Genomic DNA, 16,164 nt, shown 5'->3' with positions numbered 1-16,164 from the left:
CGGCAAGCGGTCTAATTTTATTCAAAATTAACAAAACCCGTACTTGTCGTCGGATATAAAAAAGCGATAACACCATAAGATATTATCGCTTCTTTAGCTAATGCTAATAGGTTATTTATTAATCTTCTTTAGACTTCCAAATTAACGGATCTACACCGCGATGAATTAAATCTTGATGTTCTTCAATCTTAAATACCGGCTCTTGTCCCGCTTTTAGCTGACGAAGGTAATCTTTCAATAAACGCCATACAATTGGTGCAAGAATCAAGATTGCAATTAAGTTAATCACCGCCATAGATGCCATTACCGTATCGGCAAACGCCCAAACGATACCGCCGTCACGCACTGCGCCAAAATAAACAAAGAATAGAACGACGGCACGGAAAGCCCAAACAAACCAAGGTTTATTTTTAATATAACGAATATTGGTTTCCGCATAAGCATAGTTACCAATAATTGAGGTATAGCAGAATAATAACAAAATAAACGCTAAGAAATGTACACCGAACTCACCTAAATGGTATTGCAGAGCGGTTTGGGTTAATTCAACCCCTTTTAACGTTTCATTACCGTAGTTATCCGACATTAAAATGATAATTGCCGTACAGGTACACACCACTATCGTATCGACAAATACGCCTAACATTTGGATCAAACCTTGGCTTGCCGGATGTTTTGCATCGGACGTCGCCGCTGAATTCGGTGCGGAACCCATACCCGCTTCGTTTGAGAATAAACCGCGTTTAATCCCCATCAGCATTGTTTTTGAAACCAAAGCACCGAACATACCGCCCGCCGCTGCAGAAAAATCAAAAGCACTATCAATAATTAACCCTAAAACTTCAGGAACTCGTTCTATATTCATACCTAAAATGATGACGGCAATAATCAGATAAAATAACGCCATCATCGGTACAACTTTCGCAGAAACTTGTCCGATAAGTTTTACCCCGCCGGAAATAATAATACCGGTTACAATCACCAATACCAAACCGATATATTGCCCGTCCCATTCCCATGCTTTACTGGTTGCCGCCACAATCGAGTTGGATTGCACCGCATTAAACGCAAAACCGAAGGTAAAAATTAATGTCACCGCAAACGCAATCGCCATAGGCTTAAATTTTAAACCGCGTGTAATATAGTATGCCGGACCACCTCGGAACATACCGTTCGGATCACGTGTTTTATACAACTGGGCAAGTGACGATTCCGCAAACGCCGAACTCATACCCATTAATGCGGTTACCCACATCCAGAATACCGCCCCCGGACCGCCTAATGCGATTGCCGTTGCTACGCCACCGATATTACCTACACCGACACGACTGGCTAAGCCGGTTGTAAATGCTTGGAAAGGCGTTAAAGAATCGCCTTCAGCCGAACGTCCGCCCCACATTTCACGTAAGCTACGCGGTAGCAATCGAAGTTGTACAAAGCCGGTTGTGATCGTAAAAAATAACCCGGTTCCTAAAAGGATTAAAATAGTAATATCCCAAAGCGGACCGTCAATCGTATTCACGATCCACGTCAGGACATTTTCAAAACCTGAAACAATAAAATCCATTAAAGACCTCTATAGTATGAAAAAATAAAAACGAAAACGTTTGCATTTTAATGATTTTTTAACTTTTGAAAAGATTTTTTAATCTTCCGCATGATTAAAATTTATCGTTTAAATAATCCGTTTCCGCTAAAAGTATCAATAAAGCTACTATGGAATAACGTCGTACCAAAGATAATTAATACCATACCGGCAAGAATTTTCAACACTAATACCATATGCTGACCGGTTTGCTCGGAAATGTACCACATACTTAAACGAATAGCTTTATTACGCGCAAGGATCACTAGCCATGCAAAGAGCGTTAATGTCATTCCCGTGCCTATCGCCATAGCTAATGCGGATAACATTCCCCATACGTAAATATCTAACGTATAAGCTAAAAAGAGGACAAGAATCGCACCGGAACACGGTCTGGCTCCGATACTCAAAATAATCATCGCTTGCGCTTTCCAATCTTTTGCTTGATGTATTTGGGTTGAAGACGGTAAATGTTGATGTCCGCAACCGCAATTTTCCGTATGTAAATGAGATTGAGGCTTGATAAGCGGTGTAATTTTGTTATTTTTTTGCAAACTTATTACAGAGATTTTATGAATTTTAGGAACGGTAACGGATTTGCGCTTAAACGCTTTAACCGCCTGATAACACCAATAGACGCCAAATAAGATCATTAAAACGAAGCTGCCTCGTTCCACCCATTTTAAGGTGAGATTGAAATAGCTGCGAGAAAGGGTAAAAGCCACAACAATAATCGAAACAAGCACAATCGCCACCAAACCTTGCGCCAAAGCGGATAGAAGGCTGATCTTCATTGCCTGATTTAATTTGGTTTTTTCCAGAGATAAATAGCTGGTTAAAATAAATTTACCATGCCCCGGCCCGACCGCATGAAATACACCGTATAAAAAACTGATGATAATTAAGGTAATACCGGCCTGCTGACGATTTTCACTCAGACCTGTAAGTGCGGCGGAAAGCTGCTGATTGAAACTTTTCTGCCATTCCATCACTTTGAACAGAAATAAGGAATAATTATTATAAATAGCGAAAAATAACAGAAAACCGACCGCTATCCCGATGATATGTTTTATTCGCATACCGCCACCACTTTCTGAGCAAATTGCGCACCTAGCGTGTTATCTTCGCCTTCAGGCATATCCGGTATTTGCGTTTTATCCAAACTTGAAGCATATAAACGTAACTGGCTATTTACTTTAGGTTGTTCAAGCGTTGCTTTACATACCGAGTTACTGATAGTTAAATCATCTTTGTTATTATATTCCATCGCCATATAATAACTCGGTTCATAAGTATAAAAACGAACCGGATTATTTTTTAAATCATAAGGACGGCTTAAATAGAAGGTAACATAAAAAATGACTTTATTTCCGGCTATTCTAAAGGTCGTATTTGACGGTTTTGTCGTAAATTTTAGCGGTTCGTCTTTGGCATTATACAAATAACTGAAATAGTGGTTTTCAATCGCCGTTTGTACCATTTCCGCCGTAATGGATTTCTTTGTCGCTTCTCTATCCGAACTGCTTTTCACCTCATAAATCAATTCGGCCGAAGCAATTTCATCCATCGTCCATTCCATTTGAAAACCTTTCAGGGATGTTCCCTCTACTAGAATTTTATTTTTAAGGTCAAGAAAGGAATGGGGATGTGCCGCTACTTGTGTAGAAACAAATGAAATGAAACAAAAAAACGCAAATTTAATTAATTTCATTAATTCTCCTTATAAAAGCAAAAAGCGAACAAGTCACCCTGTTCGCTTTCCTAAAAAATAAAATGAGTCGGTCGATAAGCCGAGTTCTGTCGCGGACAATCATTCCTCTAGGCTTGCATTCGCATACAAGCTCAAGCAACCTACCCGAACTCTGGACGGGCCATCCATTGAGTTCCTATTTGGTCTTGCTACGAGTGGAGTTTACCGTGCCGTGGAATGTTGCCACCCACGCGGTGCGCTCTTACCGCACCCTTTCACCCTTACCTGCGCTAATGCACATCGGCGGTTTGCTCTCTGTTGCACTGGTCGTCGGTTCACACCGCCCAGACGTTATCTGGCACTCTGCCCTGTGTAGCTCGGACTTTCCTCTCGTTTACTTGTCCCGCTAGGTCGTTCTTGCGAACAATTAAGGGCTTCAATAAACCAGCGATTGTCTAACCAACTCAGAATAGCGAGTATAGCGGATTTGCAAAGTTTTGCCAATATTTAACCGCTTGTTCGACTAATTATTGGCAAATAAAAAAGGATTAAGTTCCGAAAAACTTAATCCTCTTACTAATTCACATCACGAGCTAAATTAAGCGCGTTTGAAGTCTAAGTGAACTAATTTTGGTTTGGTCGGGTGACGTTGAATCGCTTGTACTTTAACTTGCTCTTCTTTACCCGCTACAACGATAGTTAATACTTCGTTATAGAACGCATCGTGTGCTTGTGCGTTGTTCACTTTATCGTGATCTAAGATGATTGATACAGGCTCTGCGTTACCACCGTAGATGATCGCAGGAACTTGACCATTGTGACGCAGGCGGCGGCTCGCACCCTTACCTTGCGCAGAACGAACTTCAGCTTCAAATTTGAATGACATTGTTTGATTCTCTTAAAGTAAAAAGGAACATAACGTTCCGTGAATATAAAAAATAGCAGGCGACCCAGCTATTTCACAAAATAATTTCGGCTGAAAAAGCCGAGTGCATATTCTACGCACTTTTTTACCAAAATGCAAAACAAAAAGAGGCGAATAATCTCGCCTCTTTCAATTATTTTAAACCGTTAAGCGATAAGCGCTTTCACTTGTTTTGCATACGCATCCCAATCGGTAATCGGGCGAGTCGCAACGCCTGAATCCATCGCAGCTTTAGCAACCGCTGATGAAACCGCCACGATTAAACGTGGATCAAATGGTGTCGGGATGACATAATCTGGACCGAATGATAATTCACCGTAGGTTGATAACACTTCAAACGGAACCGGCTCTTTCGCTAAATCCGCAATCGCGTGTGCCGCTGCCATTTTCATTTCTTCATTAATCGTGGTTGCACCTACGTCTAACGCACCACGGAATAAGAATGGGAAGCAAAGTACGTTATTTACTTGATTCGGATAGTCAGAACGACCGGTACATACGATCGCATCCGCACGTACAGCTTTCGCTTCGTGTGGCGTAGTTTCCGGCACAGGATTCGCTAATGCAAGAATTAACGGATCTTTCGCCATGGTTTTGATCATATCTTGAGTTAATGCCCCCGCTTTAGAACAACCTAAGAATACGTCCGCACCTGCGACCGCATCGGCAAGGGTACGCCAGCCGTTATCTTCAATCGCATAGAATTGTTTGGTTTCATCCATATTATCACCACGACCTTGGTAAATTACTCCTTTAGAGTCGCACATTGTGATATTTTCTTTTTTGAAGCCTAATGAACGTAATAGATTGGTACAAGCAATCGCAGATGCACCGGCACCGTTCACTACTAAACGAACTTCACCAATATTTTTACCTACGATTTGTAAACCGTTTACTGCCGCCGCACCGACAATAATCGCCGTGCCGTGTTGGTCGTCGTGGAATACCGGAATACCCATACGTTCACGTAATTTTTTCTCAATGTAGAAACATTCCGGTGCTTTAATATCTTCTAAGTTAATGCCGCCGAACGTCGGCTCTAATGATGCGATAATATCAACTAATTTATCAGGGTCATGTTCATTAATTTCGATATCAAATACATCAACACCGGCAAATTTTTTGAATAATACACCCTTACCTTCCATTACCGGTTTAGACGCTAACGCACCGATATTACCTAAACCCAATACCGCCGTACCGTTTGAAATTACCGCTACTAAGTTACCACGAGCGGTATAACGGCGAGCTGCAGCAGGATCTTTCTCAATTTCCAAACACGGTTCAGCAACCCCCGGCGAATACGCTAAAGCTAAATCATGTTGCGTTGCAAGTGATTTAGTCGGAGTGACTGAAATTTTTCCCGGTACCGGAAATTCATGGAAGTCTAATGCTTGTTGTTTTAAATCGCTCATGGATATATCCTTTGACATAAATAATTTTGATGATGTGTATTTTATTTATTCATCACTCGGATATCTATTTTATTTTCTTCCGACGTGCTAAATAAACTCTTTGAATTGTACTGCAAAAGTTATTATTTTTGTGTGATTTAGATCTAATTTTTAACATTCCCTTAAAGATAACAAAAAACGGTGAAACGTTGCAAAGCCTATACGGATATTTAGACGTAAAACTACTCTAATTAGGTAGATGGCTGACATATACGATATTCTCGCTTGATTCTTTATATATACTCATTCAAGATAGTGACAAAGTTCCTTTCAGATTTTATCTTCGATTCACTATGTTATTGCTGACCAAACTTCTTACCGCAATTATTTTGCCACCGTTCAATTCGCTTATTCTATGGTTCTCGTCCTTACTGCTGTATAAATTACAGTTTAGAAAATTAAGCCGTTTCTGTACGGTATTTGGGATTGCGATTCTCTATATTTGTAGTACGCCGTATTTCTCTCATAAATTGATTCAAGCGGTCACTTTTAGTGAAAAATTTACTATTGAAGACTACAAAAAAGCCCAAGCGATTATTGTGCTGGGCGGCGGAGTACGTAATAGCGATGAACTTTTCGGTGATTATGCGATTGCCGCTGCACCGTTGGAACGTATGCGTTATGCTGCTTACCTACATAGACAGACCGGTTTACCGATTTTAGTTACCGGCGGTAGCCCGGAAGGTAGAGAACCGGAGGCTAAAATTATGACGCAAGAGTTGCATGATTTCTTTGGCATACAAGTAAAATGGCTTGAATCGAAAGCCAATACTACAGCACAAAATGCACGATTAAGTAAAAATATACTTAATCGGGAAAGTATCAGTCATATTATTCTCGTCACAAATCAGTGGCATATGAAACGGGCAAAAATGCTGTTTGAAAGAGAAGGGTTTAACGTGCTTGCCGCCGGCACCACCGCCCATCAAGCACTGGACATGGGTATTTTACCTTTTATCCCACAAGCGCAAGCACTACAAAACAGTAGTATTGCCCTTAAAGAATGGATTGGATATTGGAAAGAAAAATTGACGGGCTGATAACGTCCCTCAATGAGGGACGTTTTGTTTATTGAGCAGATATTCAATCATTAAACCCGCAATATCTACACCGCTTGCATTTTCAATACCTTCTAAGCCTGGGCTGGCATTCACTTCCAATACGGCTAAACCGTTATAAGAGCGTATTAAATCCACTCCGGCCACATCTAAACCGATAGCTTTCGCCGCATCGACCGCTAATTTTTGTTCTGCTTCGTTTAGATAAATCCATTTAGCATTACCCCCTCGGTGAAGATTCGCTCTGAATTCGCCCTCATTACCTGAACGTTGCATTGCAGCAATTACACGATCACCGATAACAAAAGCACGAATATCTTGCCCTTTTGATTCCGTCACAAAATCTTGCAATAAATAATTAATGTTGGCTTGATGTAATGTTTCCAATACGCTTTGAGCGGTCGGATAACTCTCCGCCAACATCACTCCGACACCCTGTGAGCCGGATAACGTTTTCATTACCATCGGCAAATGATGTTGCGATAAATGACCGTTAAAAGAACAAAGTTCTCCGGCAAATGAGGTAGCAGGAACGGTAATTTGCGCCTCCGCCAACACTTGCAAACTTTGCCATTTATCTCTTGCCAAACGAAAAGCGGTTGCATTGTTCAAGACCTTAATGCGTTGAGCTTCAAAATAACGTAAAACTCGGCAACCCATTTCGGTACTAGCCGTACCGAAACGAGGTAATACCGCATCATATTTCGGTAACAATTCGGGCAACGGTCGATTTTTATCATAAGGTTCTCCCGCTTGATAATAAAGGCGGAAAATCGATTTACCTTGCTCTACGGCTAATTTTATAAGCATCCGATTCGGGTCAAGAATATCTAAGCTAATTCCCCGTTGCTCACAAGCCTGTTGTAAACGCTGACAGCTATATAAACGAGGCTCTCGACATAACATTAAGAATCTCATCGTTTCAGCAATCCTTGTTGTTGAAAAAACGGTAACATATGCGGGCGAACCGCTTTATTTAACGTTTTATCAATCGCCGTTTGCCATTGTTGTCCTTCACCGGTTCTCGCCTGATAATAAGCGGTCAAAATTTCGTTATATTTTGCAAGCTCAGCTTGATCTAACGCTTGATATTGATCTTCATAGCATACCAAACTTAGCGGCAAACGCGGTTTTCGTTCGGGATCTTGAGCCGGATAACCTAAACACATACCGACTAACGGCACACAATATTGCGGTAATCCCAGCACCTCCGCCACTCTGGCAACATCGTTACGCAATGCACCGATATATACGCCGCCCAAACCGACGGACTCCGCCGCAAGCAAAACATTCTGTGCAAAAATGCCCGTATCGACCGCACCGATTACACTCACTTCCGCCCAATCCAATTGGGAATCCGGCACTAATTGCTTATGTTTGTTAAAATCGATACAAAAAACTAAAAACTCGGCACATGCGGTAACATACGTCATACCCGATACGTCACGTAAATGTCGGCGAATCACAGGATCTTTTACACGAATGACGCTCACACATTGTAAATGATTCGAAGTTGATGCTTGTTGTCCGGCTTGAATGAGCGTTTGGAAGAGTTCTTCTGAGATAGGTTGTTCGGTAAATTTACGAATTGAACGATGAGAAAGGATCGTTTCTAATGTTGGTTTGCTTATCATATTTGCCTCCGATGAATAAACGCCGCAAAGTACACGTTTTTTCAATCTTATGTGGCAGTGATGCAAAAATCAAATTATTCGCAATAAAATTTATATAATACCCCTAAAATCGCTTTCACTTTTTCATCTTCTATTCGATAAACTCGTTCGCGATGATTCACTTCCGCCACAATAATTCCGGCTTCTCGCAATATTGCCAATTGGTTAGAAGTTGCGGCTTGCGGTATGCCGATAGCTTGGCATAACTCGCTGACATTGCACTCTTTTTCCAATAAACAGCATAAAATCGCCAATCGATTCGGGTTTGCCAATAATTTCAGAAAATTACTCGCATCGCCCGCCTTTTCAAAAATCTCATTCATCTGACTTTTCTCTTTAATTTAAAAATTCCAAAAATCTTTATTTATTTTAAAAAATTTATTGACAGAATTCAATCACAAAAATATTATATAAAAAAATCGTTATATAACAACTTAATTATATCAAACAATGTAAACATAAGGAGTAATCTATGAAAGCGAATGTCGGTGGCATTGATAAAGTATTACGTATCGTAATCGGCGCACTGCTTACCTTACTTGCCGTAACCGGTACCGTAGGTATTTGGGGATATTTAGGGGTAATTATACTGCTAAGCGGTGTTTTTTCCCGCTGCGGATTGTACGCACTGTTCGGCATTAATACCGCTCAGAACTGCCCGGTTTGTCCGTTCAAAAAGAAATAATAAAAAGCTTAAGCTTAATAAGCTCGATATATAAGGAGCAGATATGTCTGATAAAATCCAACATTTTGATCTTACCCGTCGTTTATTCTTACAAAGTAGTGCATTAGGCTTAACTGCGACAGCAAGCGGTCTATTATTGCCTAAATCCGTACAAGCCGAACCTAAAGTGTCCGCCGCAATAAAAATTGTTATTGCCGGCGGCGGTGCTGCAGGGCTTGCCACCGCATCCCGTTTAGCCGAACGTTTGGATGAAAAAGCCGAAATTATTGTTATCGAGCCGAATAAAAGTCATATCTACCAACCGGGTTTTACCCTAATTGCCGCCGGTTTAAAACCGGCCGATTATTCAGTATCCGAGACAGCCAGCTATCTTCCGTCTCAAGTGAAATGGATTGAAGCCAAAGTCGAAGAATTTAATCCGGATGCCAATCAAGTACGATTATCTAACGGCGAAAATTTAAATTACGACTATCTGTTCGTAACGACCGGACTAAAACTGGATTATGACGCTATTGAAGGAATGGATACCAAGTTAATCGGTACTAACGGTCTGGGTAGTATCTACCATAGTCCTGTCGGTGCGGAAAAAACTTGGAAATTACTTGATGAGTTTAGTCGTAAAGGCGGAAATGCCGTATTACTCCGTCCGAATACCGAAATGAAATGTTCCGGCGCACCGCTAAAATATACTTTTATTGTGCGTGATTACCTCCACCGTCGCGGTACATTAAGTAAATCCCATATCAGCTATAACAGTAACAACGGCTCGTTCTTCAGCGTACCGATTGTTTCTGAAAAAGTACGTATGATGTTCGAAGAACGCGATATTCATTACCACTACCATCGCATCTTAAAAGCGATTGATCCCGTCAAACGTATTGCTACCTTTGAAAGTAAAGACGAAGGTAAAGTAGAACTACCGTACGATTTTATTAATGTTATTCCACCGCAAGTTGCGCCTGATGCCGTTCGAAACTCACCGTTAGCTTGGCAAACCGGCCCATGGAAAAACGAAGGTTGGATGGAAGTATCGAAAAGCACCCTTCGCCATGTTCGTTATCCGAATGTGTTCGGGGTAGGCGATATTGCCGGCGTACCGAAAGGTAAAACGGCCGCCAGCGTAAAATGGCAAGTGCCAGTTGCAGTGGATCATCTGATTTGCGAGCTGCAAGGCAAAGAAAGCAAACAAATTTACAACGGATACACCTCTTGCCCATTGATTACCGAAGTCGGACGAGCGATGTTGGTTGAATTTGATTATAACAACAATTTGCAACCGTCTTTCCCGGGCATAATCCACCCGTTAGAAGACTCGTGGACAAGTTGGTTGCTCGAAACTATCGGTTTAAAACCGACTTATCTCAGTATGTTACGTGGTAAAGCCTAAGGAGCCGAAATGAATAGTTTAGAACTGACGATGCTGATTTCCGTCGTACAAGAAATGTTGGCATGGGCATTTTACCCGTTATTAATTTTAGCTGTGATATTAACGCTTGCTTTAGTCATCTTACTCGTTAAAGAGAAAGGATTTCATCTCAAACGTTTAGTCCAAGCGGAAGTCGTCGGCTTTATCGGCGGATTTATCGGTGTGTTTGTCCTGTTTTGGCTGACTCAATCAGGCTTATCCGATATCGGCGCGCCTATCGATGCCTTTGCGTTACTCGGTACTTATGCGGTGAACTTCGTTGGTTTTGCCGTATTGTACTATACCGTTAAAGGTTGGTTGTTTAAACACACAGAATAGACTAAGAAGGAACTATGTTAAACGAAGCAAATCCGAATCCCTCAGCGGGAAATCCGACAAGCGGTCAAAAATTGGCAAATTTTCCCGTACCGTTATTTGCCAGTGTAATGGGACTCAGCGGACTGACGATAGCTTGGTATAAAGGACACGAAGTGCTGAATTTACCTAGTGTAGTCAGTGACTGTTTACGTTATTTCACCACTTTGATTTGGCTGCTACTGTTCATGATTTATCTGTTGAAAGGCATTCGCTTTCCGCAACAAGTTAAAGCGGACAGTATGCATCCGGTTAAAATGAACTTTTTAACCGCCGTTTCTATCGGTTTACTGCTGTTATCGGTGGCATGGAAGCCCGCTTCAATAGCGGTTTCACAAAGTTTATGGATGGTCGGAGCTATCTTGCATTTAGGTTTTACCTTCTTTGTGATAGATCGTTGGATTTTCAAAAGCCAATTTAAATTGGCACAAATGACACCGGCGTGGTTTATTCCGGTTGTGGGTAACATTATTGTCCCGGTCGTGGGGGTTAATTATGCGCCTAGTGATGTGAACTGGTTCTTTTTCAGTATCGGTTTTCTGTTCTGGATTGTATTGCTAACTCTCGTATTACATCGAATGTTCTTCGCTGATCCGTTACCGACGAAACTGAATCCGACCTTATTCGTTTTAATCGCACCGCCTGCGGTCGGCTTTCTCAGCTACACTAAATTAGTAGGTGAACTCGCACCACTCGGTCAAATACTGTATTTCTTTGCAATGTTTTGGACACTATTTTTAGTCTTGAAAGCACGCTTGTTTTTCAGTACGCCGTTCTTTCTTTCAGCGTGGGGCTACTCTTTCCCACTGGCGGCATTCAGTATTGCCAGCCTTGAAATGAGTAGTTTAGCGAGTATGGAAATGGCAAGTTATTACCGTATTATCGGTGCGGTCATGCTGATTATCAGCACTTTCATTATCACTTATTTAACCGTGAGAACGTTACGGGAAATTATTAACGGTAGCGTTTTCCAACCCGATTAATTCATGCAAATACAAGGAGCAAATCATGTTCACTAACTGGAAAGAACAAACACAAATCACTAAACAAGCATTCGGTAAAATGGCACAAGCCCATCCGAAAATGTTACAAGCAATGGGTGCTTTAAATGCAGCATCGGCAGAAGAAGGGCTAGATGCGAAAACCCGTGAGTTAATTGCGCTTGCTGTTGCGATCACTACACGCTGCGAAAGCTGTATTAGCGTTCATGCAGAAGCGGCAATTAAAGCCGGCGCAACCGATAGCGAAATTGCAGGTGCGTTAGCGACTGCTATCGAAACTAACACCGGTGCTGCCTATGCTTATGCGTTAAGAGCTTTTGAAGCGGTAGAAACCCAACGTTAATTACTCAATCCCCTAAAATAAAAGCGGTGAAATTTACAAATTCTTTTGCAAATTGATCTGACCCCAAAAAGTTAGACTGTTTAATTTAAAGACTGAGTTCTGTATTGTACAGGGCTCAGTCCTTTTAATTTCACTTGAATACGCTCATTGTTGTAATAATGAATGTACTCGTGAATCACTTTCTCAAGCTGTTCGAAAGTTTCAAATCGCTTACCAAAGTAACATTCCGTTTTCAATCGCCCAAAGAAACTTTCCATTGCCCCATTATCCAAGCAATTTCCTTTTCTCGACATACTTTGTTTAATATGATGTTTTCTCAGCATGTCTTGATAGTCAGCCATCTGATATTGCCAGCCTTGGTCGGAATGTAAAATCGGTTTAGCGTCCTTAGGCAGTTTTGCGACCGCTTGCTTTAGCATCCGCATCACTTGCTCAAAGTTCGGGCTTCTTGCTAAATCATGGGCAATAATTTCACCATTAAATAAGTCCTTAATGGGCGATAAATAGAGCTTGCCTTCCGCACATTTAAACTCGGTGATATCCGTGACGAGCTTTTCATTTGGCGCTGTTGCGTGAAAATCTTGTTGCAATACATTCTCGGTAATTTTACCCACTTCACCTTTGTAAGAACGATATTTCCTCTGCTTACATTTTCCCTTTAAATCAAGCTGTTGCATTATCGCTTGAACACGCTTATGGTTAATCGCACCCAAAAAATCACGTAACTTTAATGTAATACGACGATAGCCATAATTGCCATCATTATCCTGATAAATCTCAATCACTTTCTGCCTCATCACAGCATTTTTATCGATTTTAGGCGGTAAGTGATAAAAGAAAGTACTGCGTTTTAAACCTATCAAAGGGAGGAGGATTTCTAAGGGAAAATCCACCCGCAACGTTTTCACGATGGCTGTTTTTGCCGCATTTTTTGTTGGTTGAACTCCCGCAACTTTTTTAGGTAAGCTACCTCCGCTTCCAGCTCTAAAATACGATAACGCAGACGTTCTTCTTCAGTTTTAGGTGGAGGAGGCATTTTCGGGTATTTGGGTTTCATTGTCGGACGACCTTTAGGTTTGGGTAATAAACCGTTTATACCTTGTTCTTCAAAGGTGTGCAACCATTGGCTAATCGAACCTGAATTAGCAATGCCAAAATGAAGGGAGGCTCTTTCCGCAGAAAATTGTCCTTTTTTGACCGCTTGTATGACGGTTAATTTGAATTCGGGGGAATATTTTTGCTTCTTAGCCATTACCGCTAACCCATTAATTCCGTTATGATTAAATTGAGCAATCCACCGAGTTAAGGTTTTCTTGGATAATTGAAAATGTCGTTGAGTGAATGAATAGTTTTTGTCATTTTGAAGATAAAACTCGATGACTTGTTGTTTGAATAGTGGGTTATATTTAGTCATAAAAAATCTGCACCTTAATCCGTTGGAGGTTTAGTCCAACTTTTGGGGTGCAGATCAAATTCCACCGCTTTTTCTATAGTTTTTCTAAGTAATCACGTCCGCCTAATGCGCTAACTTGGCGCATGATCCACGCCTGACGCTTACGCATCGTTGGACCCGGTTTATTCACCCTAAACACTAACGGATTAGGTAACGAAGCGGCTAATAATGCCGATTCTTGTAAAGTCAGATCTTTGGCACGTTTTTTAAAAAAGTGCTTTGCTGCCGCCTCTACGCCAAAAATACCGTCACCAAATTCAGCGATATTCAAATACACTTCCAAAATACGGCGTTTGCCCCAAGTATTTTCCATCACGAAAGTGAGCGGCAATTCAATGCCTTTTCGTAACCAACTTTGTCCGTGCCATAAAAACATATTTTTAACAGTTTGCTGAGAAATGGTGGAAGCTCCCCGCATTTTTTTCGACCTGGCATTGCGCTGTAATGCAATTTCAATCGCTTGTAAATCAATCCCAAAATGACTTTCGAATTTTTGATCTTCCGACGCAATGACCGCCATCTGCATTTGCCAAGCGATTTTATCTAAACTGACCCAATCATATTGAATTTTATAATTATCACCGGCAATCAAATGCTCAACTTTTTTCTGCGCCATATAAGCGGAAAACGGTACGGGTAGTACAGAAAAGGTCATTAAAAACGTCACAAAAAAACCACCAAGTCCCGCACCTAAACGACTCGTTCCGAACCATAACCAACCGGATCGGGAACTTATCGCCTGCGGAATAAAAAACTTGATGATTCTACGGCATAGACGTTTGATCAAACTAAACATACTAACTGACTTCTTTTTGCGCTTTCGTTTACGCCTTGCCATTCAGTTTCTCGTTTAACCATTCGATAAATTGCGGCTCCAATGTTTTCAGCATATTGGAAGCGCGCGTAATGGTTGCGGCACTGGTGTTCAAATTTTGTTGAATCTCCCGCTGCGGAACTTCGCCCTTTAACAAATTACCGACAATTTGGGCTCGTAATCCTAAAGAGTTACGCTCATCCGCCGTTAAAAACGAGGAAAAAAATTGCTCTAATTTATCTTCTGCAACCGCCTGTTGTATTAAAACCATAAACTGTTGCCACTCTTGCGGATCACGCTGACTATAAAGAATTTTCATTGAACCTCCAAAATAAGGAAAGCGGTCTGATTTTGGCAAAATTTTGCGAAAATAAAACCGCTAGTAATATAGATTATTTCTTAGATTTTTTACCGCCGCGTTGGTCGTCTAATTCTGCACCTTTCGGTACGCTGAATTTAAATAAATCGGATGATACGCCACCACCGGTAATATTACGTAATACGTATAAATTGCTCTGTCCGTCTCTTTCAATGGTACTGAAACCTTTTAACATACCGCTTTGATCGATACGCACATCAAACTGTTTTAAATTACTTTTTTTCGATTTCGGTTTTAATACAAAAGTATCCGCATTTTGCATTACATCATATTGATCCCAATGGCTTTTATCGCTGCTGGTTAATAACACGAACGGCGTATTATTAACCGCATCTTGCACCGTATTCACCGTCACTTGCGATACAAACGGATCATAAAACCATAAATTCGCTCCGTCAGAAACAATTAAATTTTCTTGCGGTGATTTAGTATCCATACGGAACAGATTCGGGCGCTTCACTTGGAATTTACCTTTACCCGATTGAATTTGTTTACCTTTGCTCGAACGTACCGTTTGATCAAAATCCGCACTATATTGGCTAACTTGCTCTAAACGTCGTTGTAATTCGGCAACCGACTGCGCATCGGCAAATGCTGCACTAGTCATAGAAAATAAAGCAAAACCTAATAATGATTGCTTAACTAATTTTTTCATTTTTTGTTCCTTCTATCAAAGAGCATCAAGTCCCCCTTTGACAACCAATTCTGTAAAAGTTTCACAAGGTTCGTACTAGCGTAACGATACAATAAAATAAGCCAAACACCAAGAGGCATTTGGCTTTTATTTTACTCACTTAAGCAAGCGGCGGATATAACCGACGAGTATGTAAAATGGTAAGGATGATAATTTCTGACTTCTCATCATCTATTTCATATACAACTCTGTATTTTCTCGGATAAATCTCTCTTGTACCTTTTATATACCCTTCGACCCCCATTTGGGGCATAAACCCGAGTAACTCAATCGAAGCTTTTACATCATTTAATACATTGATAGCACTAAAACACCTGTGAATTCAGTAATATTCACAAAAATATCTTCGATATCTTTTTGAGCGTCACTTGAATAGATAATTTTATGCTGCATCTTGTGTATTTTTCTCAGCTAACACTATCGCCCTCATTGCTCGTTCCCATACTTCTTCATGGGAATAAACATCGCCACGCTCAATACTTTTTCTTGCTTCTGATACTTTTTTCTCAAGAAACTCACGATATTCTTCTGTCATCATTCTCTTTCTCCTTATTTAAATTAAAGGATAAATAGCCTATCAAAAAACAAACAAATTATGTTTATATTCTGTTTGTTTTTCGATCTAGTTCA

At 40.9% G+C, this 16,164-nt stretch carries 20 protein-coding genes and 1 other RNA gene; 6 read left to right on the top strand and 15 right to left on the bottom strand.

What is annotated here, in order from left to right; all coding sequences use genetic code 11:
* Positions 1–118: 118 nt before the first annotated feature.
* The 6 genes from NYR63_RS02745 to NYR63_RS02720 form a co-directional block, all read right to left on the bottom strand.
* Positions 119–1,567, bottom strand: a complete 1,449-nt coding sequence (locus NYR63_RS02745) for an alanine/glycine:cation symporter family protein (RefSeq protein ID WP_279458075.1) — start codon at positions 1,565–1,567, stop codon at positions 119–121.
* Positions 1,568–1,668: 101 nt separating this feature from the next.
* Positions 1,669–2,664, bottom strand: coding sequence for a nickel/cobalt transporter (locus NYR63_RS02740; RefSeq protein WP_279458074.1), 996 nt, complete (start codon positions 2,662–2,664; stop codon positions 1,669–1,671).
* Positions 2,655–3,296 (bottom strand): DUF1007 family protein, encoded by a 642-nt coding sequence (locus NYR63_RS02735; RefSeq protein WP_279458073.1) that lies wholly within the window; start codon positions 3,294–3,296, stop codon positions 2,655–2,657. Before NYR63_RS02735 ends, NYR63_RS02740 begins: the two co-directional genes overlap by 10 nt.
* A 59-nt stretch (positions 3,297–3,355) precedes the next feature.
* Positions 3,356–3,742: RNase P RNA component class A (rnpB, locus tag NYR63_RS02730), an RNA gene on the bottom strand.
* A gap of 131 nt (positions 3,743–3,873) precedes the next feature.
* On the bottom strand, positions 3,874–4,161 hold the full coding sequence (rplY, locus tag NYR63_RS02725; RefSeq protein WP_005600595.1) for a 50S ribosomal protein L25: 288 nt from the start codon (positions 4,159–4,161) through the stop codon (positions 3,874–3,876).
* A 185-nt stretch (positions 4,162–4,346) separates the two neighbouring features.
* Positions 4,347–5,615: a malic enzyme-like NAD(P)-binding protein gene (locus tag NYR63_RS02720; protein ID WP_279458072.1), complete on the bottom strand. Its 1,269-nt coding sequence runs from the start codon at positions 5,613–5,615 to the stop codon at positions 4,347–4,349.
* Between the two features lie 332 nt (positions 5,616–5,947).
* On the opposite strand from NYR63_RS02720, the gene NYR63_RS02715 reads away from it, so the two are divergent.
* Entirely contained in the window at positions 5,948–6,694 is a 747-nt protein-coding gene (locus NYR63_RS02715; protein WP_279458071.1) for a YdcF family protein, read from the top strand.
* 9 nt (positions 6,695–6,703) lie between these two features.
* On the opposite strand, the gene NYR63_RS02710 is transcribed toward NYR63_RS02715, so the two are convergent.
* From NYR63_RS02710 to NYR63_RS02700, 3 genes are all read right to left on the bottom strand, one after another.
* Positions 6,704–7,630: an ATP-grasp domain-containing protein gene (locus NYR63_RS02710; RefSeq protein ID WP_279458070.1), complete on the bottom strand. Its 927-nt coding sequence runs from the start codon at positions 7,628–7,630 to the stop codon at positions 6,704–6,706.
* Entirely contained in the window at positions 7,627–8,346 is a 720-nt protein-coding gene (gene nfsA / locus NYR63_RS02705; RefSeq protein ID WP_279458069.1) for an oxygen-insensitive NADPH nitroreductase, read from the bottom strand. The genes NYR63_RS02710 and nfsA overlap by 4 nt, the downstream gene beginning before the upstream one ends.
* Before the next feature lie 74 nt (positions 8,347–8,420).
* Positions 8,421–8,708: an ArsR/SmtB family transcription factor gene (locus NYR63_RS02700; RefSeq protein WP_279458068.1), complete on the bottom strand. Its 288-nt coding sequence runs from the start codon at positions 8,706–8,708 to the stop codon at positions 8,421–8,423.
* 149 nt (positions 8,709–8,857) lie between these two features.
* Between NYR63_RS02700 and NYR63_RS02695 the strand changes: the two genes are divergently transcribed.
* The 5 genes from NYR63_RS02695 to NYR63_RS02675 are packed head-to-tail and all read left to right on the top strand — an operon-like array spanning position 8,858 to position 12,194.
* Positions 8,858–9,070, top strand: coding sequence for a YgaP family membrane protein (locus tag NYR63_RS02695; RefSeq protein ID WP_279458067.1), 213 nt, complete (start codon positions 8,858–8,860; stop codon positions 9,068–9,070).
* Between the two features lie 43 nt (positions 9,071–9,113).
* A complete protein-coding gene (locus NYR63_RS02690; RefSeq protein WP_279458066.1) occupies positions 9,114–10,457 on the top strand; it encodes an NAD(P)/FAD-dependent oxidoreductase in 1,344 nt (447 codons plus the stop codon).
* A 9-nt stretch (positions 10,458–10,466) separates the two neighbouring features.
* Entirely contained in the window at positions 10,467–10,814 is a 348-nt protein-coding gene (locus tag NYR63_RS02685; protein WP_279458065.1) for a DUF5368 family protein, read from the top strand.
* 14 nt (positions 10,815–10,828) lie between these two features.
* On the top strand, positions 10,829–11,833 hold the full coding sequence (locus NYR63_RS02680; RefSeq protein ID WP_279458064.1) for an SLAC1 anion channel family protein: 1,005 nt from the start codon (positions 10,829–10,831) through the stop codon (positions 11,831–11,833).
* Positions 11,834–11,858: 25 nt separating this feature from the next.
* On the top strand, positions 11,859–12,194 hold the full coding sequence (locus NYR63_RS02675) for a carboxymuconolactone decarboxylase family protein (protein WP_279458063.1): 336 nt from the start codon (positions 11,859–11,861) through the stop codon (positions 12,192–12,194).
* An 80-nt stretch (positions 12,195–12,274) separates the two neighbouring features.
* On the opposite strand, the gene NYR63_RS02670 is transcribed toward NYR63_RS02675, so the two are convergent.
* The 6 genes from NYR63_RS02670 to NYR63_RS02645 all read right to left on the bottom strand — a co-directional run bounded on the left by NYR63_RS02670 (position 12,275) and on the right by NYR63_RS02645 (position 16,072).
* Positions 12,275–13,608, bottom strand: a protein-coding gene (locus tag NYR63_RS02670) for an IS3 family transposase (RefSeq protein ID WP_279457583.1) whose coding sequence is annotated in 2 segments (ribosomal slippage) — positions 12,275–13,155 and positions 13,155–13,608 — 1,335 coding nt in all. Because the reading frame shifts where the segments join, the coding sequence is not laid out codon by codon here.
* A gap of 73 nt (positions 13,609–13,681) precedes the next feature.
* Positions 13,682–14,443: a monofunctional biosynthetic peptidoglycan transglycosylase gene (gene mtgA / locus NYR63_RS02665; RefSeq protein WP_279458062.1), complete on the bottom strand. Its 762-nt coding sequence runs from the start codon at positions 14,441–14,443 to the stop codon at positions 13,682–13,684.
* Between the two features lie 28 nt (positions 14,444–14,471).
* A complete protein-coding gene (gene trpR, locus NYR63_RS02660) occupies positions 14,472–14,780 on the bottom strand; it encodes a trp operon repressor (protein ID WP_279458061.1) in 309 nt (102 codons plus the stop codon).
* 73 nt (positions 14,781–14,853) lie between these two features.
* Positions 14,854–15,495 carry an outer membrane lipoprotein chaperone LolA gene (lolA, locus tag NYR63_RS02655; protein ID WP_279458060.1) on the bottom strand — a complete coding sequence of 214 codons (642 nt, stop codon included), beginning with the start codon at positions 15,493–15,495 and terminating at the stop codon, positions 14,854–14,856.
* A gap of 139 nt (positions 15,496–15,634) precedes the next feature.
* Positions 15,635–15,778, bottom strand: coding sequence for a type II toxin-antitoxin system RelE/ParE family toxin (locus NYR63_RS11300; RefSeq protein WP_279458526.1), 144 nt, complete (start codon positions 15,776–15,778; stop codon positions 15,635–15,637).
* Positions 15,779–15,916: 138 nt separating this feature from the next.
* Positions 15,917–16,072, bottom strand: a complete 156-nt coding sequence (locus NYR63_RS02645) for a hypothetical protein (RefSeq protein ID WP_279458059.1) — start codon at positions 16,070–16,072, stop codon at positions 15,917–15,919.
* Between the last annotated feature and the right edge of the window lie 92 nt (positions 16,073–16,164).

Origin of the sequence: Actinobacillus genomosp. 1 (assembly GCF_029774175.1) — a bacterium.
Taxonomy (GTDB): Bacteria; Pseudomonadota; Gammaproteobacteria; order Enterobacterales; family Pasteurellaceae; genus Actinobacillus.
The sequence above is the reverse complement of the archived record's forward strand: the minus strand, read 5'-3'. Positions and strand labels throughout refer to the sequence as shown.